At 37.5% G+C, this 24,769-nt stretch carries 22 protein-coding genes; 11 read left to right on the forward strand and 11 right to left on the reverse strand.

The genetic code is table 11. The annotated features are described in order from the left end of the window. From LEP1GSC202_RS14235 to purM, 3 genes are read left to right on the forward strand one after another with little or no spacing between them, the layout of a single operon-like run. Positions 1–1,302, forward strand: a complete 1,302-nt coding sequence (locus LEP1GSC202_RS14235; RefSeq protein WP_015678477.1) for a pyridoxal phosphate-dependent aminotransferase — start codon at positions 1–3, stop codon at positions 1,300–1,302. Then, positions 1,303–2,115: a glutamate racemase gene (gene murI / locus LEP1GSC202_RS14240; protein ID WP_015678488.1), complete on the forward strand. Its 813-nt coding sequence runs from the start codon at positions 1,303–1,305 to the stop codon at positions 2,113–2,115. Next, on the forward strand, positions 2,108–3,136 hold the full coding sequence (gene purM, locus LEP1GSC202_RS14245) for a phosphoribosylformylglycinamidine cyclo-ligase (protein ID WP_015678541.1): 1,029 nt from the start codon (positions 2,108–2,110) through the stop codon (positions 3,134–3,136). Before murI ends, purM begins: the two co-directional genes overlap by 8 nt. Here purM and LEP1GSC202_RS14250 read toward each other — a convergent pair. The 10 genes from LEP1GSC202_RS14250 to LEP1GSC202_RS14295 form a co-directional block, all read right to left on the reverse strand. Then, the gene (locus tag LEP1GSC202_RS14250; protein WP_039929091.1) at positions 3,126–5,612 is read right to left on the reverse strand and encodes an ATP-binding protein; all 2,487 of its coding nucleotides are present in this window, start codon (positions 5,610–5,612) and stop codon (positions 3,126–3,128) included. The genes purM and LEP1GSC202_RS14250 overlap by 11 nt on opposite strands. Continuing rightward, positions 5,599–5,979: a response regulator gene (locus tag LEP1GSC202_RS14255; protein WP_015678468.1), complete on the reverse strand. Its 381-nt coding sequence runs from the start codon at positions 5,977–5,979 to the stop codon at positions 5,599–5,601. Before LEP1GSC202_RS14255 ends, LEP1GSC202_RS14250 begins: the two co-directional genes overlap by 14 nt. A 4-nt stretch (positions 5,980–5,983) precedes the next feature. After that, on the reverse strand, positions 5,984–6,343 hold the full coding sequence (locus LEP1GSC202_RS14260; RefSeq protein ID WP_015678528.1) for a response regulator: 360 nt from the start codon (positions 6,341–6,343) through the stop codon (positions 5,984–5,986). A gap of 1 nt (position 6,344) precedes the next feature. Next, entirely contained in the window at positions 6,345–7,601 is a 1,257-nt protein-coding gene (locus LEP1GSC202_RS14265; RefSeq protein ID WP_015678506.1) for a hybrid sensor histidine kinase/response regulator, read from the reverse strand. Beyond that, positions 7,598–8,641 carry a protein-glutamate methylesterase/protein-glutamine glutaminase gene (locus tag LEP1GSC202_RS14270; RefSeq protein WP_039929092.1) on the reverse strand — a complete coding sequence of 348 codons (1,044 nt, stop codon included), beginning with the start codon at positions 8,639–8,641 and terminating at the stop codon, positions 7,598–7,600. Before LEP1GSC202_RS14270 ends, LEP1GSC202_RS14265 begins: the two co-directional genes overlap by 4 nt. Further along, positions 8,638–10,557 carry a chemotaxis protein CheA gene (locus LEP1GSC202_RS14275; RefSeq protein ID WP_015678507.1) on the reverse strand — a complete coding sequence of 640 codons (1,920 nt, stop codon included), beginning with the start codon at positions 10,555–10,557 and terminating at the stop codon, positions 8,638–8,640. Before LEP1GSC202_RS14275 ends, LEP1GSC202_RS14270 begins: the two co-directional genes overlap by 4 nt. Positions 10,558–10,560: 3 nt before the next feature. Then, the gene (locus LEP1GSC202_RS14280; RefSeq protein ID WP_015678450.1) at positions 10,561–11,061 is read right to left on the reverse strand and encodes a chemotaxis protein CheW; all 501 of its coding nucleotides are present in this window, start codon (positions 11,059–11,061) and stop codon (positions 10,561–10,563) included. Positions 11,062–11,069: 8 nt separating this feature from the next. Continuing rightward, complete coding sequence (locus tag LEP1GSC202_RS14285; RefSeq protein ID WP_015678537.1) at positions 11,070–12,818, reverse strand: HAMP domain-containing methyl-accepting chemotaxis protein; 1,749 nt, start codon at positions 12,816–12,818, stop codon at positions 11,070–11,072. A 124-nt stretch (positions 12,819–12,942) separates the two neighbouring features. Further along, positions 12,943–14,265 carry a hypothetical protein gene (locus tag LEP1GSC202_RS14290; RefSeq protein ID WP_015678457.1) on the reverse strand — a complete coding sequence of 441 codons (1,323 nt, stop codon included), beginning with the start codon at positions 14,263–14,265 and terminating at the stop codon, positions 12,943–12,945. Beyond that, complete coding sequence (locus LEP1GSC202_RS14295; protein ID WP_015678513.1) at positions 14,225–15,250, reverse strand: hypothetical protein; 1,026 nt, start codon at positions 15,248–15,250, stop codon at positions 14,225–14,227. Before LEP1GSC202_RS14295 ends, LEP1GSC202_RS14290 begins: the two co-directional genes overlap by 41 nt. Positions 15,251–15,269: 19 nt before the next feature. Here LEP1GSC202_RS14295 and LEP1GSC202_RS14300 point away from each other — a divergent pair, with 19 nt between their 5' ends. Genes LEP1GSC202_RS14300 through LEP1GSC202_RS14335 form a run of 8 tightly spaced genes read left to right on the forward strand, consistent with a single transcriptional unit; the run spans position 15,270 to position 23,059 of the window. After that, a complete protein-coding gene (locus LEP1GSC202_RS14300) occupies positions 15,270–15,614 on the forward strand; it encodes a hypothetical protein (RefSeq protein ID WP_015678529.1) in 345 nt (114 codons plus the stop codon). Continuing rightward, the gene (locus LEP1GSC202_RS14305; protein WP_015678512.1) at positions 15,611–16,978 is read left to right on the forward strand and encodes a PP2C family protein-serine/threonine phosphatase; all 1,368 of its coding nucleotides are present in this window, start codon (positions 15,611–15,613) and stop codon (positions 16,976–16,978) included. The genes LEP1GSC202_RS14300 and LEP1GSC202_RS14305 overlap by 4 nt, the downstream gene beginning before the upstream one ends. Positions 16,979–16,989: 11 nt before the next feature. Next, positions 16,990–17,754, forward strand: coding sequence for an enoyl-CoA hydratase-related protein (locus LEP1GSC202_RS14310; protein ID WP_015678456.1), 765 nt, complete (start codon positions 16,990–16,992; stop codon positions 17,752–17,754). 8 nt (positions 17,755–17,762) lie between these two features. After that, complete coding sequence (locus tag LEP1GSC202_RS14315; protein ID WP_015678505.1) at positions 17,763–18,230, forward strand: DUF192 domain-containing protein; 468 nt, start codon at positions 17,763–17,765, stop codon at positions 18,228–18,230. A gap of 52 nt (positions 18,231–18,282) precedes the next feature. Then, positions 18,283–20,796 carry a glycogen/starch/alpha-glucan phosphorylase gene (locus LEP1GSC202_RS14320; protein WP_015678448.1) on the forward strand — a complete coding sequence of 838 codons (2,514 nt, stop codon included), beginning with the start codon at positions 18,283–18,285 and terminating at the stop codon, positions 20,794–20,796. Between the two features lie 49 nt (positions 20,797–20,845). Then, positions 20,846–21,316 (forward strand): response regulator, encoded by a 471-nt coding sequence (locus LEP1GSC202_RS14325; protein ID WP_015678497.1) that lies wholly within the window; start codon positions 20,846–20,848, stop codon positions 21,314–21,316. Continuing rightward, positions 21,297–22,376 carry a HEAT repeat domain-containing protein gene (locus LEP1GSC202_RS14330; RefSeq protein WP_015678441.1) on the forward strand — a complete coding sequence of 360 codons (1,080 nt, stop codon included), beginning with the start codon at positions 21,297–21,299 and terminating at the stop codon, positions 22,374–22,376. The genes LEP1GSC202_RS14325 and LEP1GSC202_RS14330 overlap by 20 nt, the downstream gene beginning before the upstream one ends. Next, positions 22,373–23,059 carry an LIC_11959 family protein gene (locus tag LEP1GSC202_RS14335; protein WP_015678556.1) on the forward strand — a complete coding sequence of 229 codons (687 nt, stop codon included), beginning with the start codon at positions 22,373–22,375 and terminating at the stop codon, positions 23,057–23,059. The genes LEP1GSC202_RS14330 and LEP1GSC202_RS14335 overlap by 4 nt, the downstream gene beginning before the upstream one ends. Positions 23,060–23,067: 8 nt before the next feature. Here the strand turns inward: LEP1GSC202_RS14335 and LEP1GSC202_RS14340 are convergent, their stop codons facing one another. After that, complete coding sequence (locus LEP1GSC202_RS14340; protein WP_039929118.1) at positions 23,068–24,597, reverse strand: hypothetical protein; 1,530 nt, start codon at positions 24,595–24,597, stop codon at positions 23,068–23,070. Positions 24,598–24,769: the final 172 nt, after the last annotated feature.

The raw sequence follows: 24,769 nt of genomic DNA on the forward strand, positions 1-24,769 counted from the left end.
ATGAGAAGAAATATAGTCCATTCGGGGGCAGATGCCCTCATTTACGAAATCCGCCAAATTGTTGCCCTTGCCAAACAAATCGAAGCGATGGGTGTTCCCATCACTTGGGAAAACATAGGGGATCCCATCCAAAAAGGTGAGAGTATCCCAGCTTGGATGAAAGAGATTGTCAGTGGACTTGTGAACCAAAATAAATCTTGGGCCTATACGGCAACCCAAGGTGATGAAACCACTCGAAAGTTTTTGGCAGAGAAAGTCAATGAGAGGGGTGGAGCTCAAATCACATCTGAAGACATTTTGTTCTTCAATGGCCTAGGTGATGCTGTAGCAAAAATATTTGGTTTTATGAGAAGGGAAGCAAGGATCCTTGGACCATCTCCAGCCTATTCCACTTTGTCATCTGCAGAAGCAGCACACTCAGGATACGAACACCTAACATACGAATTAAATCCTAATAACGATTGGATGCCTGACTTAGAAGACATTGAAAACAAAGTCAAATACAATGATTCGATTGCGGGGATATTACTCATCAATCCTGACAACCCAACAGGTGCAGTGTATCCAAAAGAAGTGATGCGAGAGATAGTCAAAATTTGTGAAAAGTATGATATCATCTTAATTTGTGACGAAACCTATGCCCATGTGAATTATTCCGAGTGGGGTAGCATCCATTTATCCGAGGTCATTGGAGAGAAGGTTTGTGGTTTTGCTCTTCGATCGATTTCAAAAGAGTTTCCATGGCCAGGTGCACGGTGTGGTTGGTTGGAAGTGTTTAATCGTAAAAATGATGCTACATTTGAACGTTACATTAAATCGTTGTTAGACGCGAAAATGCTGGAAGTTTGTTCAACAACCTTACCACAACTTTCGATTCCCTTGGTGTATTCCCATCCAGAATTTTTAAATCACTTAAAAACTCGGAATTTGAAATTTAAAAAACGAGCAGAAAAAGCCACTTCCTTATTGTCAGGAATTCCTGGTGTAAAGGTGATCCAACCAAAAGGTGCTTTTTACCTAACCGTTTTATTTGAAGACGAAGTTTTAAAGTCACATATGACGTTGCCAATTCAAAATGAGAAGGTAAAAAACTTTGTAGCTCCACTTATGGAAAAAGCTGCATTAGATCGCCGATTTGTTTTACACCTTTTGGCATCTGCTGGAATTTGTGTAGTTCCTCTCAGTTCATTTTGTTGCAGTCGAAATGGTTTTCGAGTCACCTTACTTGAAGAAGACGACGCAAAGTATGAGTGGATTTATAAAACTTTAGCTGAGAATATTAAGAAGTATTTAGCATCTTAAATGAATTCACGTGGCAGATATAAAATTGGTATCTTTGACTCAGGATTAGGTGGGTTATCTGTATTACGAACTTTATGGAAAGAAACTTCCAACATTGATTATATTTATTTTGGGGATTTAATCCACGCACCTTACGGACAAAAATCCAAACAGGAAGTGATTGAGTTATCAAAACATGCATTTGAATATTTGATCGAAAAAGATTGCGAAGCTGTTTTATTTGCTTGTAACACTGCGACTTCAGCAGCTGCCGATTTTTTAAGAAAACAACATACGATTCCTATTTTTGGAATGGAGCCTGCCGTTAAACCGGCGCTAGTTGAGAATCCGGGTGTCAAAATTGCGGTTTTTGCTACTGAATTAACCCTTAAAGAAGAAAAGTTCAAAAATTTAGTTTCTGGCCTTGCGATTGGAACAGAAATTCTTCCCATTCCATGTGAAGGACTCGCCAAATTGATAGATTCTGATAATTGGGAAGAAGCATGGAATTATTTGGATTCCAAAATCAAGTTAGTTTTACCTGAAACTGAAATCATTGTACTTGGATGTACACATTATGTTTTTTTGAGAGAACGAATCAGTTACCATTATCCAAATTTGAAAGTTTATGATGGTAACATGGGCACGTCCCTACATATGAAAAAAATTTTAAAGTTACCTGATGGATGTAAGGAAAATAAAAATCAACTGGATATTCTTTTGAATACTCCTGATTCCGATTATGTTCACCTTGCAGGTAGAATTGCAAAAACCATCACTCCGAATCATACCTTATCACTCATTAATACCACAATAGGAAAACTCCATGTCTAACCAAAACAAAGTCACATACAAAGATGCTGGAGTTGATACAGAAAAAGGGCAAGAGTTTGTCCAAAGAATCAAAACAAATGTTGCATCCACTCATAATCAAAATGTATTGGGTGGCCTCGGAGGATTTGCCGCCTGTTACGATGTTAGTTTTTTAAAATCGTACCAAGAACCAATTTTGTTGTCTGGAACCGATGGTGTTGGCACAAAACTACAAATTGCCCGATTACTTGGTATCCATAATACAGTTGGGATTGATTTGGTCGCAATGTGTGTGAACGATATTTTGGTAAATGGTGGAAAACCACTTTTTTTCCAAGACTATATTGCCTGTGGGAAACTTCATTTACCTACTATGGAAGCAATCGTTTCCGGTATTGTGAAAGGTTGTACCTTGGCAGATTGTGCTTTAGTTGGTGGCGAAACAGCGGAACATCCTGGTGTTATGCCTGATGATGAATACGACTTGGCTGGATTCGTTGTCGGTGTTGTGGAAAAAAATAAAATGATTGATGGTAAATCCATTAAATCAGGAGACACAATCATTGGATTAAAATCATCAGGTCCACATAGCAATGGTTTTTCGCTCATTCGTCGATTGTTACTTAAGGATGGTAAATTACCAACTTCTGACTGTGAATTAGAATTTTTAAAAGAACATATATTCCTTCCCACTCAAATATATGTAAAATCGATTTTATCACTGATTGAAAAAGTATCCATAAAGGGAATGGTTCACATAACTGGCGGTGGATTTTATGAAAATATTCCAAGGGTATTGCCAAAAGGGATTGGTGCTGAGATTTTTTCTCTTCCAGAGTCTTATGTTTTTTCAAAATTAGAAAAAGACCATTCCTTAGATCGTCATGATATGTATGGCACGTTTAATATGGGTATTGGTTATATATTAGTCATTGATTCGAATTTAGTAGATACTGCGATGTCTACATTGGAATCACTTGGAGAAAAGTCTTTGGTAATCGGAAAAACAAATAACTCAGGTAAAATTTCGATTACGATTTAAAAGGGAAAACCACTTTAAAAAGAGTCCTTCCTGGACTTGAATCAAAACTGATGTTGGCGTTGTGACGATTGACAATTTCTTTCACAAGATAAAGACCAAGTCCAAGACCATCACCCGATGTTTTTGTTGAAAAAAATGGCATAAACACTTTCGTTTGTTGTTCGTAAGGGATTCCTATTCCTGAATCTTCGATTTCGACCACAACAGAATCACCTAATTGGTAACTACGAATCCAAATTGTACCTTTTGATGAAACTGCTTGGATGGCATTCCAAATCATTTGGCTCCAAAGTTGGACCAAATCTCCTTGGATACAACGAATTTTACCCTCAAACTCTAAATTCAAAATTAGATTGATGTCACGTAAAAAGTATTCTTTATACAATGAAATGGCAGAATGGATTGTATCTTTTAAAGAAAAATCAATGAGTTCTAAATTCGATTGTAAACCAGCAAAGTTTTTTAAAGTAAATGTAATTTTGGAAAGACGCCTGATAGAGTAGTGGATGTGTTCTGATGATTGTTTCATTAGAAGGAATTTTTTAAGTTTTTTGAAATCATCTAGGTTTTGCACACTGGATTTGATTTTGTTTAAAATTGAAGCGGATAAATTTCTGATTCCAGAATCAACAAAAAGTTCTGCTAGTTCCTCTGGGTATATAATTTCATTTTGTTTTAGTAATTCTGATAATGATTTTCGTGTTTGACGGTTAGAAAGGCCGGTGAGAATCCTAAGGCCGGATTCATTTGAATTGATGATTAAATTTAAAATTTCATTGACTGATCTATTGTTTTCTTCTTCAGTTTCTTCTTCCCATTCTGAGATCAATGTCTCAACGGAAGATTTGATCATTCCAATTGGGTTATTGATTTCATGTGCAAGCCCAGAGACAAGTTGTCCTAAGGAAGCAAGTTTTTCATTTTGAATCAATTTTTCTTGGGCTTCTCTTAAGGCGAATAAAGCAGAATTAAGTTCTGTATTACTTGTTTGTAGTTCGATGGTTCTGGCTTTTACTTTTTCCTCGAGAGATTTGTTTAATTCCTTTAATTCTAATTCGGCGGTTCGTTTCGATGTTTGGTCAATCCCTATCCAAATGATTTTGGCAGGTTCATTTTTATTGTCACGAATGATCCCAAGCCTCCACTCCAAATAAAGAGTTTGTTTTTGTTGGTTTACAAATCGTAAAATAAGACTCTCTGCTATATTTTGAATTTCGTTGATATCATCCAAAACTTCTTTTAAAAATTCTTTATCTTCTTGTACTAATATTATATTTTGAATGTATTCGCCGATGACTTCTTCTTTGGACAAACCGAGTAAGTTTAATGCAGCGGGATTTATGTTTTCCAATAAACCTTTTGAATTGGTTAAGAGAATAAGGTTGGCTGCGTTATCGAAAATCGTAGAGTTAAGATTCTTTTCTTGTAGAAGTGAGATTTCAATTTTTTTCGAACTTGTGATGTCTAACGCCACCACATCGATTCTTTTTTTGATCCCTAAGATATCGTTGGATGCATTTACGTAATGTTCTGTCCAAACGATTGAGCCATTCGCATGGATCATTCGCAAAATGATCGGTGATTTTCCTTCGTATAAATCTTTTATTTTATGTTGGTCTTCGGGAATGACAATATCTCGAAAGAAATCAGAATTCTCATAAAAGAAATTAATCCCATAACCTGTAATTTCCTCCATTTTTGAACTGATGTAAGATGTCCTGGGTTCCGGTAGGAACTCAATATTGTAAATAATGGCTGGAAGTTGGTTGTACATGATGAGCAGTCGTACGTTGACGTCTTTGATCGCCTTTTGTAAGGTTTCTAATTCGAATAGTGATAAATTTAGTTTTTTTGTTTGGACCTGGAAACTAAAAAGGATACACGCAACTCCGAAAAGAAACATGAATAGAGTGCTTAGAGTGTATCCCCAGGGACGGTATTTTTCTAAGGTAAATAAATAAGGGAAAAACAATCTTTGGAGCGCTAATAAAATACAAACGATTAAAAAATAGATTCTAAGGCCTGGAGCATAATCTTTTAGATTAAATGTAATGATTCCAAATGAAAAAAGTACAACTGCATTAAACACCGAAGTAGGTGTTGAAAGCCAAAAAAATTCAACGCCTGAGACTAATAGGGAAACAAATGTAACATAGAAAGTGATTAAGATAGAATAAATCCATTTTGTGGAAATATATTTTGAAAGTATTGGCAATACCGAAGCAATAATTAAGTAGGAGCTAAACAATGTTAGAGATTCGGCAAAAAAGAAAAATAATTCATTTTTGGAAGATCCAAAAAGATACAACATAAAATTTCTCAAAACAAAGACAGCTATAAAAAAAGCAGTAAAGTTAAGTTTGATTTCTGATTTAGAATTTTTTGATAATTGGAAAAGTATAAGTGAAATAACGGAATTAAATGTAACCGAAAGTAGTGTTACAGCAAATATAACATCAAGTTCAATTGGCATCATCGGGTTCGACCAACTCGGAGACGTTTTTGATTAGTTCTTCATTTTTAAAAGGTTTTACGATCCAACCATCTGCTCCATCAAATAAGGCCTTTGATATCACCTCTGGTTTTTTTTCAGATGATAAAACCAATATTTTGAATTTAGAATTTTTGATTATTTTTTTTGATTCTTTGATCAGTTCGTTTCCACTAAGACCAGGCATGTTATAGTCAAAAATCCCAAGGTCGATGTTTGGGTTTGATTTTAATGTTTCTAAAGCAGATTCACCTGAAGATGCGATGAGTATATTGTGACCTTGGCTACTCAAAGCAAGGCGTACAATTTTTAACACTGCAGGTGAATCATCGACAACTAAAATTGATGCCATAGACCTAAATCAGTTGAGTGATCAGTTTTGTGAGTGACTCATTTGCAAAAGGTTTCACAAGCCATCCAACAGCTCCGGCTGCTTTTCCTTTGTTTTTCATTTCATCACTCGACTCAGTGGTCAACATTACTATTTTCATTGTTTTCCCATTTTCAGTCTTTAGTGCTTTTTCTGTTAATTCGATCCCTGTCATGCCGGGCATATTCACATCAAAAATTCCAATATCGAATTTGGAGTTTTCAATTTTTTCTAATGCTTCCATACCATTGGAGGCAGAAACAACTTCATGACCTTCAGTAGTTAAAACCAAATTTAGAATTTTTAATACCGCAGGTGCATCATCGACGGTTAGTATCTTTGCCATTTTATATCTCCTCTTGTAATAATGGTATTCGAATTGTTAAACAGACATCTTTTGTATTTTCGTTTCGTAAGTTGCTATCAATATTATAAATTTGCACGTTTGCTTGGTGTTGGTCCATTATCTTTTTTACTAAAGTTAATCCTAAGCCAAAGCGGAACTGTTCAAATTTTGCATAATTATCATCTACAACGGAAGAGATGCGAAAAAAAGGTTCAAAAACATAATTTTCGTATTTTTCTGGAATTCCAAAACTATCATCTTCGTTGGGATAGGCAGGGTTTATGATTTTAATTTCTAAAAAATTTTCTCTATGGAAAAAGATGACATAGATTTCATCACCTAATTTGGAATACTTAATTGCATTTAATAAAATCTCGCGAATCACATATGAAAATTTAGCCTGTTCAAAACGTATTTTCCGATTGATTGCCGAGTTAGGCAATTGGCTTAAATTTATCTTTTGTTTTTTTAGAGAAAGAGCTTCTTCTAAAAATTTTATTTCCTCTTCAAAAAGTGGTAATAAATTTTGTGTTGTTGCTTTTGATTCTACTAATAAATCATCATCAATCACTGACTGAGAGATAGACATGCTATCAAACATACTTTTTGCAGCATCGTAATTTTCTGAAACTAAATCCAAAATTGGTTTCGGAACTAAATAGACATTTTGGTCCAAATCAAGTTTGCTTTTTGCAATGAGAATACTTACAACACTCATAAGTGTGCCTATTCCGCTGCCTTGGAACAAACTAATATTCATTTGGTGGATAATATCTGCGGAAATATTTTCATTTTCTTTGTGGGTAAGTGATTTTTTCCAATCAAAGATATCAATCACTCGTTTGAAAAGTTGATTTTCTGCTTCATGAATGAATTGTGATTTCATTTTGGTATTTAGATATTGAAGGGAACGGTCTAATGTGAACTTTAGGTGTTCTGAATCAATGGGGGATTGGATAAAATCATAGGCATTGTGTCTTTTTAACAAGCTAGCTGTTAATGCCCAGTTCAAGGAATCAGTGATCAATATCATCAAAACATTTGGATATGAGATAGAGATTTTGGAAAGGAGTTCTTGTGATTCATTATCTTTAAGGTTTTTGACATGAATAATGATGAAATGAAATTTCTGATTTTCCAAAATAGAAAGTACGTCATTGAGTTTGTTTACACGTTCATATGTGTAATTGATTTCGTTTAAAGAAGAAATTAATTCACTGGTTTCTTCTGAATCTAATATTAAACTATGTGGAATCATTTTGAACCTATTTCTCTGATTTTGTCACAGAGGGAACTTATTGGTAATTGATACATCACAGCTCCCATTTCAAATGCTACTTTTGGCATTCCATATACAACACAAGTTTCCTTGTTTTGGCCAAGAGTAAGACAACCATTGTTTTTTAAATTGAGTAATCCTTTTGCACCATCACTTCCCATACCAGTAAGGATGACTGCTATTGAAGAACTTGCGAGGTCATTCTGAACGGCAGAGTCAAATAATACGTCAACAGAAGGTCTGTGTCCATTCACCTTATCGGATTGTGTAATTTTTGTATATAATTCACCAGCAAATTTTTGAACATTTAAGTGGTAATTCCCAGGCGCAATGTAAACTGTCCCATTCTGAAGTGGTAGTTTGTCTTTTGCTTCTACTACATTTATTTTTAATTCAGCGTTTAATCTGCCGGCAAATAAGGCAGTGAAATTTTCTGGCATATGCTGCGCAACAAGGATGGGGGGAAACGTTTCATCTACATCATCAAGTAACTTACGTAAAGCGGTTGTACCACCTGTGCTTGATCCAATTAAAATTAATTTTTTCTTAAAAGGGATTTGTTTTTTTTGTATTCCAACTTCTTTTGAAATTGATTTTTTGAAACTATGTTCGTTTGAAAAATTATAATGTAATGATTCGTAAAGTTTGTTTAAAAGGTCTTCTTTTGCTTCGATTAAACTCTCAGGTGTCCCAGAAGGTTTGGTTACGTAGTCAAATGCACCCGCATCCAAAGCTTCTAATGTAATGGATGTTCCCTCAATTGTGGAGGAGCTAATCATAATGACGGGCATTGGGTGTTGCGGTAATAGTTTTTTTAAAAACTCAATGCCATCCATTTCAGGCATATGTACATCAAGTGTCATCACGTCAGGTTGTTTGTCGATGATAAGATCCCTTGCTTCGAATGGATTGGAAGCTTCTCCTACCACTTCCCAATTGGGATCGGATTCAATCCAACGTTTGATCATACTTCGCACACTTCTTTGGTCATCAACTATGATTACTTTGTGTTTTTTCATGAGGATACAATGGCCATATGTTGGTTAATGAGTTTTCTAACATCTAAGATAAGCCCAGCATGCCCATTGCCTAGGATTGTACATCCTGCTAGGCCATTGATGTTTTTAAAAATGGGAGATATTGGTTTGATAACAATGGATTGGTTACCCAAAATTTCATCGAATACGATACCCATTTGTTTTTCGTGTGATTCTGCAACGATGACATACTTTTTTTCCAACTGATTTTGTTTGTTTAACTCAGAGTCTTTTCCGAATAACAAATCTATGTCGACTACCGATATTTGATTTTCTCGGTATTGGAAACTATGATTGTTTTTGTACAACTCATGAATGGGTTCTTCTTGGATAAATAACGTTTCTTTGACATCAATGGAAGGGATGATGAAATAGGTTTCAGCTTTTCTCACAACTAACCCTTCGATAATGGCAAGGGTCAATGGAACTCGGATTAAAAAAACTGTGCCTTGCCCATATACAGAACTAACATCCACAAATCCTTTGAGTGTAGAAACATTTTTGCGAACCACATCAAGACCCACACCTCTACCTGATAAATCGGTGACTTCTTTGGCAGTGGAAAAACCTGGATGGAATAAAAATTCCCAAACGTTTTCATCACTTAAAGTTTCAATTTCGCTTGGATGGATTAATCCTAAAGATAAGGCTTTGTTTAAAATTCGATCACGATTCAAACCTTTTCCATCATCACGAACTTCGATCCATACTTCTTTACCCGATTGGATCGCTGATAATTGGATTTTCCCTTTGGGAGGTTTACCAGCTTCTTTTCTTTCGTCTGGAGATTCTAATCCATGATCGATTGCATTCCGGATGATATGGACGAGGGGATCATACATCTCTTCTATGATGGACTTGTCTATTTCTGTATCTTCACCTGAGATAATGAGTTCTACTTGTTTACCGGTTTTTTTTGCAGTGTCTCGGACAAGTCGTTCCATACGCGAGAATACTCCAGCAATAGGAACCATTCGTAGGCTTAATGTAATTTCTTGTAGATTTCGGATCAGTTTTTTTAATTGTAAGGCAGATTTCTGATAATTGTCTAACTTTAAGTTTTTTAATTCTGCGTGTTCTGTAACCATCGGTTCGTTGATCACAATTTCGCCAACAATATCCATTAGAGAATCCAGTTTGTCTGTATCTATGCGGATATCTTTTTTTTGAATTGGTTTCTTTTCCGATTTTGCCTGAGGATTTGCGTTTGGAGATGGATCTAACTTGGCCGGGGATTGGTTTTCTTTCGTTGCTGCGAATAATCCAAATTCCTCAGTTGGTTTTGTTTTGTTATCATTAAATAAACCAAACTCTTCATCCGTATCTTTCTTGTTAGATGGAGTAAAAAGTCCAAATTCTTCTTTCCCTTCTTTCGTTTCAGAAATGAACAAACCAAATTCTTCCGTTTTTGGTTCTGTTTCATTGAATAAACCAAATTCAGAGCTTGTCGTTCCTTGTGTGGTAGTGGTCTGTTCTTGGACTTGTGATTTTTTGAGTGCATCCAATTTTAGGTTGGTACGTCTGATGAGCAAATGTTGTTCTTCGTTGTACAAATCTCCACCACTGGGTTCATTTTCTTCATGAGCAACAAGTTCATTTAAATGATCCAAAGCGGTTAATAAAATTTCTAAAGTCTCTTCGTCTTGTGCTTCTGGAGTTTTTCTTAAATAGTCCAACAGATTTTCTGCGGCATGTGCCACTTTTACGATACCGGATAATCCAAAAAATCCTGAACTACCCTTTACTGTATGGAAATGTCGAAATAACGTATCAAGAAGATCTCTGTCTACCAAACTACCATCTAACGTAGTTTTTTCGAAGTTAAGAAGGCCTGATTCTATGTTCTCCAGACTTTCTTTCGCTTCCAACAAGTATTCTAATACATCTTCTCTTTCCATGAATTAAGACCCTGGAAGTTCTTGTAACATCAAATTTTCTTCTTGTGTGAGCAGGCGATCTAAGTTAATTAAAATTTTTACTGTATCACCAACACGTCCCGTTGCATAAATAAACCTGGATGATTTGGACTCTCCAATTTTGGGAGCAAGATCTATATTCTCTGGAGGAATTTTTACAACGTCATTTACTTTATCAACAACAAGTCCCAGTGGATTCCCATCAAGTTCCACAAGTAATACACAAGTCCTTTCATGGTATGGCAAAAAAGGCATATCAAATCGAAGTCGAACATCCATCACAGGAATGATTTTTCCTCTGATGTTGATTACACCTTTTAAAAATGGGGCAGTGCCAGGGATAGTTGTGATTGCAGGTAATGCTAAAATTTCTGTTAGATACCTCACTTCAAATGCATAAAAACGTTCATCCAAACTAAAACAAAGATACAAGTCTTTCATTGTATCTTCTTCGATTGATTCCCATGACTTAGGTGATGTGTTCATAGTGAGACCTATAAAACAATTCTTGGTTTTTCAATGCGAGTGAGTGCCGTTGACTTGGATCCTTCTTCTTTTAATTTGAAACCCATAATCACCGATCGCATGATTTCCACTTGTCGTTTTAACGTTTCGCTAGATGCGGCAACTTCTTCTGCCGATGCAGCAGTAGTGCTTGTAACGGTTGTTACTTGGTCTATTCCTTGTGTGATTTGTAAAACTGCTGATTTTTGTTCATGGATGGAAAGTGCTAGGTCTTTTGTGAGGTTACTCACATTGTCTGCACTTTCCGAAATTTGCCCAAGGACTTCTGCTGTTTTTTCCGTTGCATCATTTCCCAGTTTTACTTTTTTCATCGATGATTCAATGAGTAAGGTAGTTTCGTCAGCTGCATTGGCACTTTTTTGTGCAAGATTTCTCACTTCCTCGGCAACCACTGCAAATCCTTTTCCATGTTGGCCTGCGCGCGCTGCTTCCACTGCCGCATTTAAGGCGAGAATATTGGTTTGGAAGGCAATGTCGTTGATTACCTTATTGATTTTAGAAATTTGTTCAAATGAATTGCTAATTTCTCCCATTGCAGAAACTAAATCTTTCATTCTAGAATTGCCTTCTACAGCCTGTTTGGCGGTGGATTCAGAAAAAACAGTCATTTGTTCGGCATTTTCTGCATTGGACAAAAAGCTATTGCTAATCTCAGTTAAAGTGGCAGAAATTTCTTCTACGGCGCTTGCTTGTTCACTTGCTGCTTCCGAAAGGGAAGTGCTTGCGTCTGCCAATTGTTGTGCACCTAAATCCACTTCCTGGGAAGTAAAATAAAGTTTTTCCACAACTTCCGAAAGATTGATTAACATTCTTTTTAAACTAAGGCCCAATTGGTCTCTGTCTGACTTTAACGTGACATCGGAACTAAGGTCTGAGTTTGCAATTCGTTCTAAGTGATCGGCTCTTTCTTTGATGAATTCGACTAACTCCATAAAGGCTTCGGAAAGTTGTTGGATTTCATTTCCTGGGAGTTGTCTTGTATTTCCTGTTTGTTTTTGTTCCGTTTCTAAATTGACATTTAAGTCTCCAATGGAAATGGACTGAGCAACGGATACAATTCGTTTCATCGGTCGTGCAATGGCATCGGAAAAATAGATCGCAATGAAAAATACCAAAACAAAAGAAGCAATGACAACGGATGTTACGATGACAAGAGAATGTTGGAACTGTTCTTCTGATTTATGGTATTCCTCTTTGGCAACTTTTAATTGTACGCGGATCAAATCATCTAGGTGATGGGTGAGTGGTTCGAAGATAGGATACATCTCAGTGGATACAAATTTTTCTATTTCGACTTCATTCCGTGTTTCTAATAAGAGACGGAGTTTTTTGATACCTGCTTTTAGAGGTGGGAATTCTTTTTCCATTTCCGCAATGATGGCTTTTTCTTCAGGGACTAAGTAAGTCGACAAATACACTTTCCAAACTTCATCCGCTTTGGCTTCCGATTGGCGAATGGATTCCAATGCCTCTTCAATGGTCATTTTTCTGTCTCGGACCTTATTGGATGAGTCCACAATCCCAATCAGATAAGCATCTGATACCTCTTTGATTTGGCTAATCGGAACAACCCGGTCTTCAAAAACGGTATGTAAGGAAGCTAAGATTTGATTGGCAGAGTAAAAGCTGGCAGCAGCTACAACGATCATTAAGAGAATGGTGACCATAAAGGCCAGAAGGAGTTTTGCGCGAATTTTAAGATTTTGAATCCATTTCATAGTCGGTCCCCTAGAGGTGGGGCAAAGTATGGATTCATTTTTCAGATAGTCAAGTCTTTCCTAATATTACGATGTAAATTCCTTCGATTCTTTGATGGATTATGACAAAATGATTTGGAACGATTTAAAACGTTTTTGAATACCCTAAGCTAACATAAAATAAATGGATAGGAATCTTTTGGAGTGTGTACGATTCACGCAAACTTGTTTTGATCAGGCTGTCATTTAGTGAATTCCCTGTATTCACTCCTTCGATCGCGTTTAGGATTGCGGTATTGTACGCACCATAGACACGCGAAGGGTCCACAACTTTTCCATCCTCTGAAGTTCGGTTCCAACTCGCTTTGTCAGGATCCCCACCTGCATAACCAAAATAATTATTGGTATCGTAAAGATAGGCATTTGGGCGAAAGATATGAGCTCCCTTTACAAAAAAATCACCGAAGAAAAAGGAAATTGCTGATGTTATCTCTTGTATCCCATTCCGGTTATCCACCATATTATTGCTCATGGTATAACCGATATTGCTTTGTGGTTGGATTCGGAAAAACTTCCCCTCAAAAAATGTGTAACTGGCACTGAGGGAAAGATAGTTTTTTCCAGCCATAAGCCCGCCATTTTCCGTTGAGAATTGAGTGTAATAGGAAATGGTTGGTTTCACAATCCGTACAAAAGGTAACTTCCAATGGAAAAAATACTCATGCCATGAAAGTCGTGTTTGGGCATCGGGGTTGTTTGCATTGAAGGCATTGGCCGCTCCCCCAGAAACAACAGGATTTGGTTTTTGAGTGGATGGGAGAAGGAGAGAGTTCGGAGTTTTTTGGAAGGTATTGTAAAACCAAATGCCCACACTAAAGTCCCCTAGAGCGCTCGGGTCAAAATGATAACTCATGGAAAAAAACATCCCATCGGCTCGTTTGTTTCCATTGGGTTCTCGTTTGGGTCCATACCCGTTGTTCGGGATGAATCCAGAACAAGCTGGGTTTGCCGCGTCTCTACCCGTGATTTGATTTTGGACAGATTGTACGCATGGGTCCTGGTTGTACGGATCATAAAAACGAGGGTCTTCTCCCAAATAGGAAGGTCCTACAGCACCTGGACTTGTTTGCAAAATTCGTTTGTCAGAATCTCTATCTTCTCTATTTGTCAGTTGGAAATTTCCAAATAACATCCATTCAAACTTTTTATCAGGAGACCAAATATTGATCGTTGGTTGTAAGGCAGGCGCATAGGTAAAACTTTGGTAAGACTCACCATTCCTACGTTTTTGTCCTTCACCTGTGAAAGAATAACCCCTCCAAATAAAATCGGATACAATTTCAGTATTCGTATCAATGGTAATTGATTTTGGTTCTTCTTCTTTGGGTTGTGAAAATACAGCATACGGTGAGATTAAACATAATAAATTAAGGAGAATGAGAAAAGAGTATCGTATGGAATAATTCACGGAATTTTCGACCTCCTTCTTTATGGATCGGTTCTGACAAAAGCACTTCTCGTTCTGAATTTGTTTTAAGAAAAACCTTATATTCATTTTTCAAAACAGATACGTGAATGTATTGGGCAAATGCTTCGGCAAATGTATCATCCGCATTGGTCGCTGCATAGAGAGACAGAAATTGTGTATTTGTCAATTTTTTATATAAAAACTTTCCATCGGGGAAAATCGGAATTGTAGGATTTTTTTGGTAAAATTTGAGCTTTGGTCTTTCTGGAAAAAAAGTGTTTTCATACGGAGAGAAGGTTTCCGACCACCATACGTCTTGGAAATATGGGTAACCTCGAAAGTCCCTAATTTCTTCAGAATAATCTGGTGCATAGTGTTTGACAATGGCAAGTATGTGCCCGAGTTCATGCAATAAGATAAAAGATAGTGCAGTTTGTAATGAATTGGAATTGTCTAAATGAACTTCTATTGACTGAGTTTCCGATTTTTGGAATGCGCTATTCTCTTTTTTAGTGGCCCAATCATTTCCACCCTCACTGAGCAATTCGGAATCTAAAAAAATGATTCCTCCCATTGGTTTGCCATCCTTATCTCGTATAATTCCTGTTAAACCGGTAGAACCCAAATTGCGAATAAAATAAATTCCGTACACCAAATCATTTGCTAAATCATTTACTTCTTTGGGGTAAAGTTTGTGTAACTCAAACAAACGATTTTTCCAAAGGGAAAGGTCTTTTGTTGGAGACGGGACATCTTCGACTCCATCTATCTCGTTGACTTCTAATAATGTTTTTGTCCTTTCCGAATCCATAGGATACACACGTTCACTCCAAACACCTGATTTTTTAGGCATTGTGTTTTCTTGCAGGCCCATACTCGTTTTTGCCCAGTTGGCATAAGGGTTTTTTGGTATGGTAAATTCTTTTTGTGAACAATTCACAAAAAGGCAGATTAAAGCGGATATCAAGTAAGGAATTGGTTTCATTTGCCGATGGTATTTCTATATGAAAGGATTTGTTGGTCTATGCTTTTTTTTACCAGGAATCATTTTCGCAGAGATCAATCCTTGGAATCTTAGGCCTGATGTTCGGATCTTAACTAGAAAAGAAGTTTCACATATCGTTTTTGAGAAAAGAGAAGATCATTTTCGTGTGACTCTCATTGTTTCAGAGAGATTTCCCTACAATTATAAAGCTTTGTCCCATCCATTTTTCTTTCGGATGGAGGATGAGAAAAAAGCAATGGAACTTGCGAATCAAATGGACAAGTTTTTGGACACAGGAAAAAGTTTCACCATCACCTTGAATGGATCTGAGATCCAAACTTTGGTATGGGGAGAACCCGATTGACTCGTTCGTTTTATATCTACTTCAAAGAAATTTTTCACAAACCAACCAGACAAGAATGGGATATCTTAAAACTAGCAGTACCTCGTTTTGAGAAAGAATATACTTTCTCCATCTTTTTAACTCATTTCATTATTTATAGTTTACTTCTCGTTCCACCTTTTGCAGAGATACGGAGTGACATCTTACCCTATTTGTTAGGTGTTACCATCTTACGTTTCATATTATTGTTACAGTTTTATACCAAAACCATTCCTTTAGAAAAAGTCATTTATTTGAGTGGCTTTATCGCTGATGGATTGGTATATTTGGTATTTATAAAAGGAATCCAATCAATTCCTACCCTCGGGAATTTTTATTTGTTAAATTCCTATCTCATGTCATTCATCATTCCTATTTTACTGTATAGCACTCGACTGAGTCCAATGGGATGTATCATCAATGCTTTTTATTTATCTTTCTTTCATCTCTTTTATGTCTTTCAACTTCCACAAGAGATCTCGTACGCCACATCGATTTTTAGCCAATATTTTTTATTCTTTGTATATTGGGGCAGTGCTTTTCTCGGAGTGATCTTTGTTTTGAACAAACGAAAGGACACAACCGATATGTACAGTTTGTCCGAAGAAAAAAGATTTATGTTACAGGAACTCGAACTCGCCAAACGAGTACAAGATGCACTTTTCCCGGGGAATATTAAGATCCCAAATCTGACGTTTACCTTTTATCGAAAAAGCCCAAATGTGATTGGTGGTGACTTTTTTGATTTTGTACAACTCAGGGAAGGGAACGTGGGAGTTTTTCTCACTGACGTGGCAGGTCACGGAATTTCATCTGCTATGGTTGCTTCCATCATGAAGGTCCTTGTATCCACAATTCCCTATCGTTTCAAAACGGCACCAGCAAGACTCATGGATTATTTGGATGATCGATTGGCCAATGATCTAAACAAATACCATGCTTCTGCGATTTATCTCTTTTTTGATTTTATCGAAAAAAAACTCATCATTGGAAATGCCGGCCATCCTTATTTGATTTTGGCAAAAAAAGACGAGGAATTTTCTGAATTGGAAACGCAAGGCGCCATTCTTGGATTCAATATCAAAATCCCTCCCATCTCGGAAAAAACCCTTCCCATCGCCAAAGGTGATCGGTTTTTTATCTATACCGATGGCCTTATCGAATCGATGGACCACGAAGGCAATTGTTTGGGAACAGAAGGATTACTTGCCTTACTCAACCGCCATCGAAATAGCGCAAACGTCAAAGAGTTGGAATCCAATCTTTTGTATGAACTGAAAACCAAGTTCGGTTTGGATACTTTTTCTGATGACACCATGTTCCTGATATTGGAAGTAGAAGAATAAGGAGAAATCATTTGTCTTTTTTAGAGATCCAAATCAAATCCAATTTTGCCCTTGTCACAATCAAAAGACCAGAGGCTCTCAATGCTTTAAACGATGTCGTTATCACTGAAATCGGTGAGATGGTGGATGCATTAGAATCCAACCCCCAAGTGAGAGGATTTATTTTAACAGGTGAAGGTAAGGCTTTTGTAGCAGGTGCCGACATAGCCAAAATGAAAGAGTTCAATGTCAATGAGGGCCAGGCATTTTCGGAACTCGGACAAACAGTATTTCGTAAAATGGAATTATCAGGACTGATTTCAATCGCAGCCATCAATGGATTTTGCCTCGGTGGTGGAATGGAACTTGCGATGGCATGTGACATCCGTTATGCGTCCACTGCAGCAAAATTGGGATTACCTGAAGTGACTTTAGGATTATTACCTGGTTTCGGTGGTTCCCAAAGGTTGCCTAGACTCATTGGAGTGGGAAGGGCAACGGAACTCATTTTGTCAGGAGATATGATTTCTTCCGATGAAGGATTTAGGCTTGGGCTTGTGAACAAAGTATGTGATCCCCAAGAACTCTTAAACGAGTCAGAAAAAACGCTTTCTACCATCCTATCTAGAGGACCTAACGCAATCAAGGCGGCAAAAATGGCAATTCGCCAAGGATTGGAAACCAATATGGACCGCGGACTTGAGTGGGAAAAACAATTGTTTGGTGGAAGATTCGCCGACAAGGAAACAAAAGAAGGGCTTTCTGCCTTTCTCGAAAAACGAAAACCCAATTTTTAAGGTAACTTATGATCATCACACGGTTTTTTCTACTTTTAATTCTTTTTTTAGGACTTGTTTGCAAACAGGCGGAATCCTTTCCATCGCAAACAAATACTCCTGAAATCATATTTGGAAGTGTGGCTGACCGTGTTTTGAAATTGGAAATTGCAAACACTCCTTCTACTCGCGCTACAGGACTCATGTACCGCACAAAACTTGGGGAAGATGAAGGTATGTTGTTTGTATTTCCCAAACCTGAGTATTTAAACTTTTGGATGAAAAACACCCTTATCCCTCTCTCGATTGGTTATTTTTCAGAAGATATGCGACTTTTAGAATCATTCGATATGAAACCGAACCAAACGGAAGAGGTGTACAATTCAAGGAAACCAGCGATGTATGCACTAGAGGTCAACCAAGGTTGGTTTGCCAAACATAAAATTGGAAAGGATGCCGTCCTTACCTTAGAAAAGAAAGTATCTGCAAAAGACTAATTTTTCTCTTTTTACTTGAATCCTCTTATCAGGTTGTTTACCATTTCGAAGCATGGTAGTCAACAATCCTCGTTTGATCAATTTATTATCCGAAGAACAAAAAGCCGATTTGGCTTCGATGGAAAAACAATTTGCCCACCACTTAGAATATACCATTGGAAAAAATCGTTATAATTTAAAAAACGAAGACATCTACAAAGCGCTCGGTCATACGATACGCGACTTTCTGATCGACAGACTTAATTTTACTAACGAACGTTATAGAGAACAGAACCCCAAAAAGGTTTATTATTTTTCTCTCGAGTTTTTGATGGGGCGAACTCTACTGAATGCCCTGATCAATTTAGGATTATATGAAACCATACAAGAAATGTTACGTGGGATTGGATTTGAACTAACAGATGTTTTAGAGTTTGAAACAGATGCGGGGCTTGGAAATGGAGGACTTGGAAGGTTAGCGGCGTGTTTTTTAGATTCCATGGCCACTCTCAATGTTCCAGGATTTGGATATGGAATTCGATATGATTATGGGATATTCAACCAAATCATCGCAAATGGAAGCCAACTCGAAATGCCAGACCACTGGGATGCAGATGGTGTTCCTTATGAGGTGATGAGATCAGATATCTCTTTTTCCGTTGGTTTTTTTGGTCATACCGAAACTAGGGTCTCTGGAAAAGGTAAAATCCAACATGATTGGGTACCTGACGAAACGGTTTTAGCCTCTGCACATGACTATCCAATTCCAGGATTTAACACGAGTACGGTGAACTATTTAAGGTTATGGGCTGCAAAATCGTCTGAAGAATTCAATTTAGATTATTTTAACCATGGCGATTATATGAAAGCCGTCCAAGACAAATCGATTTCTGAAAATATTTCAAAAGTATTGTATCCGAATGATACCACCGAACAAGGAAAAGTGTTACGCCTGAAACAACAATACTTCATGGTTTGTGCTTCCCTCCAAGATATCCTCATCCAATTTCGAGAGTTTAAATACAATTTGAAAGAACTCCCGGATTATATCGCCATCCAATTGAATGATACTCACCCAAGCATCGGCATTGCAGAACTCATGCGTATCTTTTTAGACAACGAAGAAATGGATTGGGAACCTGCTTGGGACATTGTCACAAAGGTATTTTCTTATACCAACCATACGGTCTTACCTGAAGCATTGGAATCTTGGCGAGTCGAGTTATTTGAAAAATTATTACCTAGGCATTTGGAAATCATTTATGAGATCAACCATCGTTTTTTAACAGAGGTTCGTAACAAAGGGATTTTATCCGAAAATGAAATCCAACAAGTCAGTATCATCGAGGAGGGCAATGAGAAACGAGTCAGAATGGCAAACTTAGCAGTGATAGGATCCTATCGTGTGAATGGAGTTGCAGCTTTACACTCTGACCTAATCCAAAAAACAATTTTCCAAGCCTTTACCAAAGTATTTCCGGAAAAATTTAACAACAAAACCAATGGGATCACACCAAGACGTTGGTTGTTACAATCCAATCCAAGTCTTGCCAACTTGATTTCTAAAAAAATTGGGAACGAATTTACAACCAACTTATACAAATTAAAGGATTTGGAGGCCTTTGTTGAAGATGCCGATTTCCAAAATGATTGGAAACAGGTAAAGTTCACTGCAAAAAATGAATTGGCACGTATCATTAAAAGTGAAACTGGAATCACAATTGATCCCAATTCACTTATCGATGTTCAAATCAAACGATTCCATGAATACAAACGACAACTTCTCAATATTTTACGAGTGATTGCCTTATACCGTAGAATCAAAGAAAATCCCAATACAGAGATCACACCCCGCACGGTTGTGTTTGGAGGGAAAGCTGCCCCTGGTTATTATATGGCCAAACTCATCATCAAACTCATCAATAATGTAGCTTGGGTAGTGAACCGAGATAAAGATGTAGCAGAACGATTAAAAGTTGTTTTTATCCCTAACTACCGAGTGAGCCTTGCTGAAAAAATCATACCAGGAAGTAATTTGTCTGAACAAATTTCCACTGCAGGGACTGAAGCATCTGGAACAAGCAACATGAAATTTATGTTAAACGGTGCTTTGACAATCGGAACTCTTGATGGAGCAAACGTTGAGATTTTGGAAGAAGTAGGGGAGGAAAATATATACATCTTTGGACTCCATACGGAAGAAGTGTATCGGATGAAGGAAGTTGGATACAATCCTACACATTTCATCCATAAAAATGAAGACTTACACCGCATCCTCCTCATGATCCGTGAGAACTTTTTTTCGATGGGGGAACCGGGTGTATTTGGTCCGATCTATGACAGTTTGTTTTACACGGATAATTACTTGCTTATGGCTGATTTTGTTTCCTATGACGAGACACAAAACCGTGTGGCACATGACTTTTTAGACGAGACCTCTTGGACAAAAAAATCCATCCTAAATGTGGCAAGATCAGGCAAGTTTTCTTCTGACCGCACCATCCGGGAATATGCCAAGGAGATTTGGAAGGTCCCCCTACTTGACACAATTCCTCCCCAAACTCTCTACAAATTGCCACAAAACTGAATCGACAAGAGAGAAGAGTAGGATTATCATTCCAAGGAAAGGGTTTCAAATGAGTAAAGGTTATATTATATGTGTCGATGATGAAGTATCAGTGTTGGAAACGCTTGCGGAGCAACTACTGGCACGGTTTGGGGAATCCCATATCATCGAAACAGCGAGTAGTGCGGAAGAGGCACTTTCTCTCATTGATGAAATCATAGGCAGTAACGATATCGTAGAACTCATCGTTTCCGACCAAGTGATGCCAGGAATGAAAGGGGATCGATTTTTGGAACAGGTGCACCAACGCCTTCCCGATGCGATCAAAATCCTTCTTACGGGACAAGCGGGACTTGATTCGGCAATTTATGCCATCAACAATGGGGGACTCAGTCGGTATGTCGAAAAACCTTGGAACATTGAAGAACTCTCCAAAGACATCAAAGACCTACTGGATAAGTTTCGCCAAAATTTGGAAAACCAACACCTCATCCAAGCTCTTAATCGTAGGATCCTCGAACTTGAGGCGAAACAATCCTAATCCAATCCTCGGTTTTATAGTCTTAATTTGCCTTTCTCTTTCGCCAGTCCTTGGAAAAGAGAAAGAACTCTCTCCTGAACAAATTTCCAAAAAAAAAGATGTACTTTCCAAAATGATTCGTTACGGCACGAGCCAAGAACGAAAACAGGCATTAGGTGAACTAGTTCGTTTCCCAAAAGAAAACGCAAGTGAACTTTATGTTTTGGTGGGTGAACAATTAAAATCTGAAAAAGATATGGGCATGAAGATTGTCCTTCTCAAAACAGTTGGTGATCTGGATTTAAAAGAAAATCATGAAACCATCATTTCGCTTTTTGAAGATACAAATGAAGATGTAAACAAACAAGCAGTGACTTCAGCCAAAAAAATGAAACTCATAGAAGCAACAAGTCCTCTTCTTGAAAAAGTGAAAAAAGAAGATTTCACAAAAAATTCCAATTCACTTGCTTTGTACATCAGTGCCCTCGGTGAATTACCCGAAGGGAAAATGGCTGCTCCTTTTTTAGAAACGAAATTTCGAGAGAAGTTCAATAATCCTGACATCCGTGGTCAAATTGCACTTTATTTTGGAACTGTACAATACAAGGAAGCAGAATCTGCGCTCCTTGAAGTTGCATTCGACGACATCCAACCAACAACCCTTCGTTGCTATTCGATGAATACTTTGGGAAAACTCAAATCAGACTCAGCAAAACCTAAATTATACGAACTTCTCGATTCATTAAAAAAAACATCCGGTAAATTGGACGCAAAAAAAGCCCAATCTCTCAAAATTTATGCCATTGGTGCTCTTGTGACTATGGGAGACAAAGAAGTATTCCAAGAACTAAATGAATTTGCTCGCGATGATGATAGTATGGTGAGACTTCGCGCCATTGAATTTATGGGAAGTCTCAAAGACCCAAAGGCCTTAGAGCTTTTAGAATACAAACGGGATCGGGACCCAAGTCCTAAGGTACAAAAAGCGGCAAAAAAAGCCATTGATATGATCAATGGAAAAGAGATTCCTTCGGAAGAAGAAAAAACCAATGAAGACAAAGTCGAAGAAGAACTCAAATGAAGTTGGAAAAGTATCATAGAAGGACGATTCGAAAACTCGGCATTGGGTATCTGATTGGTTATTTTCAGTTTCATCAAAGTCGTTGGATTCAGAATTGGTTTTCACAATCGGAAGAAGAGAACATCATGCTGATTCGTTTAAATGGGTACTTAAAACAAATCGGAAACATGATTTCTCTTATCAAATTCAAATATCTTTCTTTTGTATTCGTTTATTTCATTTGTTTCGTTTCCATCACCAATTCCTTACAGGCTGAAACGGATTCTAAGTATACAGGTCCAATTGCAAGGTCCGAAAAACGCATCTTAGATGGAAAATTAGAATATGAAAAAACTGGGAATTTCCCTTTGGAATGGAAATTGTATTTTAAAGCCAAACAAGGGGATTTTGTTGTTTTTTATGATCTCAATGGAGATGAAATCCATTTCCGATACAGACGTAATAAGTTTGATTTGGATGGAGAATTTTTTGTAAAAGACCTTTTCATTGGTAATCCTTACTTGGTGAAAGGGGAATGGATCGGGTATTATTTTTATGCCGTAGATGAAAGAGGAAAACGTTCCTCACTCCCCACTCCCAAAAAACTTCCTGGGGAAAAAAAAGAAATCATAGAGAGACAAACCATTCCTATTTTCCAATTAAAAGAATACACTGAAATCAGAACGGATGATTTATTCTATTAACACTTTGATTAAATTTCCATACGGTGTAAAAACTGAAAATTGATAAATAAAATTGGATTGGGACTTTCTTCTCTTTTCGAATAACTCACATTCAGTGACAAAAATGAACTCACAAATTTTAGTTTTAGAATTTCTTCACGATCTGATAAGTTGATGTTGAAGTCTGAAGCATATGTCCAATTTTCAAACCAAGATCTTGTATAAAGCTGACCTTCGCGAAATAATGCACTGAGTTCAATGAGTTGGCCAGACGAAATTGGGATTGCAATTTTACCTTCCCACTGACCTCCTCTTTCTCTTGATTCAAAACCAAGAGAGATAACTGTTTTATCTTTCCTCCATTCATAAAATACACCTCTTCCAATTTCCTCAAAGTGGTAATTCCCCGTTTCGTTGTATTTCCGGTACCGGTACAAAAGATTCCCCCAATTCGATGCGAACATTGGGAAAAAGACAGACGAACCAGTTTCATAACGATGCCCTTCTTGAGAAGAAAGTCCTTCACCACCAAATAGGTGTTTGTAACTCCCCCTCGCATATCCCAAAGTTTGTGGAATTTCTGGTCTGATTTCACCATTGGCGACATTTCCATAAAGCAGGGGAGAATCTCTGTATACTGTGGAATCAAAAAAATAAACTGAGTCTTTCGATTCCGATTTGGTATATAAAAATCCTACAGATTCTTTTTTGTCGAAAATGGTTTCTGATTGGATGCGATGGTTTCCAAAAGTATCCAATTGAATTGTATCATTTACAAAGAAACTCGATTTTTGACCACCAGGTGACCAAACTCCCGCATACGAATTGTTTGGTGAACTGAAATAGATTCCTGGATGATGGGAAAATCCATTGGCAAAAAAGCCACCTAACTCTCCTTTTTTCCCTTCATAGGGAAATTGGGTACCGAAGAAATGGGAACTTTGGATGGGTTGGGGGAGAGGGGATCCAGGTCTGTCCAGCTGCGAATAAAAATTGGGATCTTTGTCGAAGTAAAAATGGGGAATGGGTTTGTAACGACTGCCTGAGGTGATCCGGTAGGACTGTAGATTCAAATCGATTCCATACAAGAACTGTTCGTCACGTTTTTCTAAAACATACCGATTCCCATTTTGATTTCCTCCTATGGAAACCGCAGAATGATTTTTTTCTTCCAATGGTAAATTCCGCACATCAAGGTTTTGGGTACTGAGACCAACAAAAACTTCATCTACTTTCGTTTCGCTGGTTTGGCTCGGATTTTGGTTACCTTTTGCTACTTTTGCAAATTCCTTCTGAGTCGGTTTTCCCTGCTGCAGTTCGGATTTTTGTGCCTTGGGGTAACTAAGGTGCAAGACTTTCCAAACTTTGGAGACTAGCTTTGCATCATTTCCCGCAAGCGAGCGCTTCCACTCGAAAAAGGATTCGCGGGATTGGTTTGCCTTCGCTTTCCATTGGGCAACCAATTTTGGGGAAAGGCCTTGTGCTAATAATTCCTGAACGGAAACATCTTTCGGAGTTTTTTCGCCGGCAAACAATGACTGTACGAAGAATAACCACAAAAAAAACGCTTTTTTCTGCCAATCCACCAGGATTTGGGTCAGAAATTTTGTATTTTTTCCTTCATTCCGTTTGCTTTTTTCAGAAAACGGGACATAGTATCGGGTAGAGCGAAAAAAAATTCCTACTTGGGACGGGTTTTGTCCCATATGAATGCTAAATTGTTAATACAAA

It is taken from the genome of Leptospira yanagawae serovar Saopaulo str. Sao Paulo = ATCC 700523 (assembly GCF_000332475.2).
In the GTDB taxonomy this organism is placed as follows: Bacteria; Spirochaetota; Leptospiria; order Leptospirales; family Leptospiraceae; genus Leptospira_A; species Leptospira_A yanagawae.

What these genes read in the sequence shown, in the direction of transcription:
- LEP1GSC202_RS14295 (WP_015678513.1), bottom strand. Translation starts at nt 15,250, where the DNA reads ATGAAACCAATTCCTTACTTGATATCCGCTTTAATCTGCCTTTTTGTG.
- LEP1GSC202_RS14285 (WP_015678537.1), bottom strand. Translation starts at nt 12,818, where the DNA reads ATGAAATGGATTCAAAATCTTAAAATTCGCGCAAAACTCCTTCTGGCC.
- LEP1GSC202_RS14270 (WP_039929092.1), bottom strand. Translation starts at nt 8,641, where the DNA reads ATGAAAAAACACAAAGTAATCATAGTTGATGACCAAAGAAGTGTGCGA.
- LEP1GSC202_RS14280 (WP_015678450.1), bottom strand. Translation starts at nt 11,061, where the DNA reads ATGAACACATCACCTAAGTCATGGGAATCAATCGAAGAAGATACAATG.
- LEP1GSC202_RS14335 (WP_015678556.1), top strand. Translation starts at nt 22,373, where the DNA reads ATGAAGTTGGAAAAGTATCATAGAAGGACGATTCGAAAACTCGGCATT.
- LEP1GSC202_RS14260 (WP_015678528.1), bottom strand. Translation starts at nt 6,343, where the DNA reads ATGGCAAAGATACTAACCGTCGATGATGCACCTGCGGTATTAAAAATT.
- LEP1GSC202_RS14265 (WP_015678506.1), bottom strand. Translation starts at nt 7,601, where the DNA reads ATGATTCCACATAGTTTAATATTAGATTCAGAAGAAACCAGTGAATTA.
- murI (WP_015678488.1), top strand. Translation starts at nt 1,303, where the DNA reads ATGAATTCACGTGGCAGATATAAAATTGGTATCTTTGACTCAGGATTA.
- LEP1GSC202_RS14250 (WP_039929091.1), bottom strand. Translation starts at nt 5,612, where the DNA reads ATGATGCCAATTGAACTTGATGTTATATTTGCTGTAACACTACTTTCG.
- LEP1GSC202_RS14300 (WP_015678529.1), top strand. Translation starts at nt 15,270, where the DNA reads ATGAAAGGATTTGTTGGTCTATGCTTTTTTTTACCAGGAATCATTTTC.
- LEP1GSC202_RS14320 (WP_015678448.1), top strand. Translation starts at nt 18,283, where the DNA reads ATGGTAGTCAACAATCCTCGTTTGATCAATTTATTATCCGAAGAACAA.
- LEP1GSC202_RS14325 (WP_015678497.1), top strand. Translation starts at nt 20,846, where the DNA reads ATGAGTAAAGGTTATATTATATGTGTCGATGATGAAGTATCAGTGTTG.
- LEP1GSC202_RS14235 (WP_015678477.1), top strand. Translation starts at nt 1, where the DNA reads ATGAGAAGAAATATAGTCCATTCGGGGGCAGATGCCCTCATTTACGAA.
- purM (WP_015678541.1), top strand. Translation starts at nt 2,108, where the DNA reads ATGTCTAACCAAAACAAAGTCACATACAAAGATGCTGGAGTTGATACA.
- LEP1GSC202_RS14255 (WP_015678468.1), bottom strand. Translation starts at nt 5,979, where the DNA reads ATGGCATCAATTTTAGTTGTCGATGATTCACCTGCAGTGTTAAAAATT.
- LEP1GSC202_RS14315 (WP_015678505.1), top strand. Translation starts at nt 17,763, where the DNA reads ATGATCATCACACGGTTTTTTCTACTTTTAATTCTTTTTTTAGGACTT.
- LEP1GSC202_RS14275 (WP_015678507.1), bottom strand. Translation starts at nt 10,557, where the DNA reads ATGGAAAGAGAAGATGTATTAGAATACTTGTTGGAAGCGAAAGAAAGT.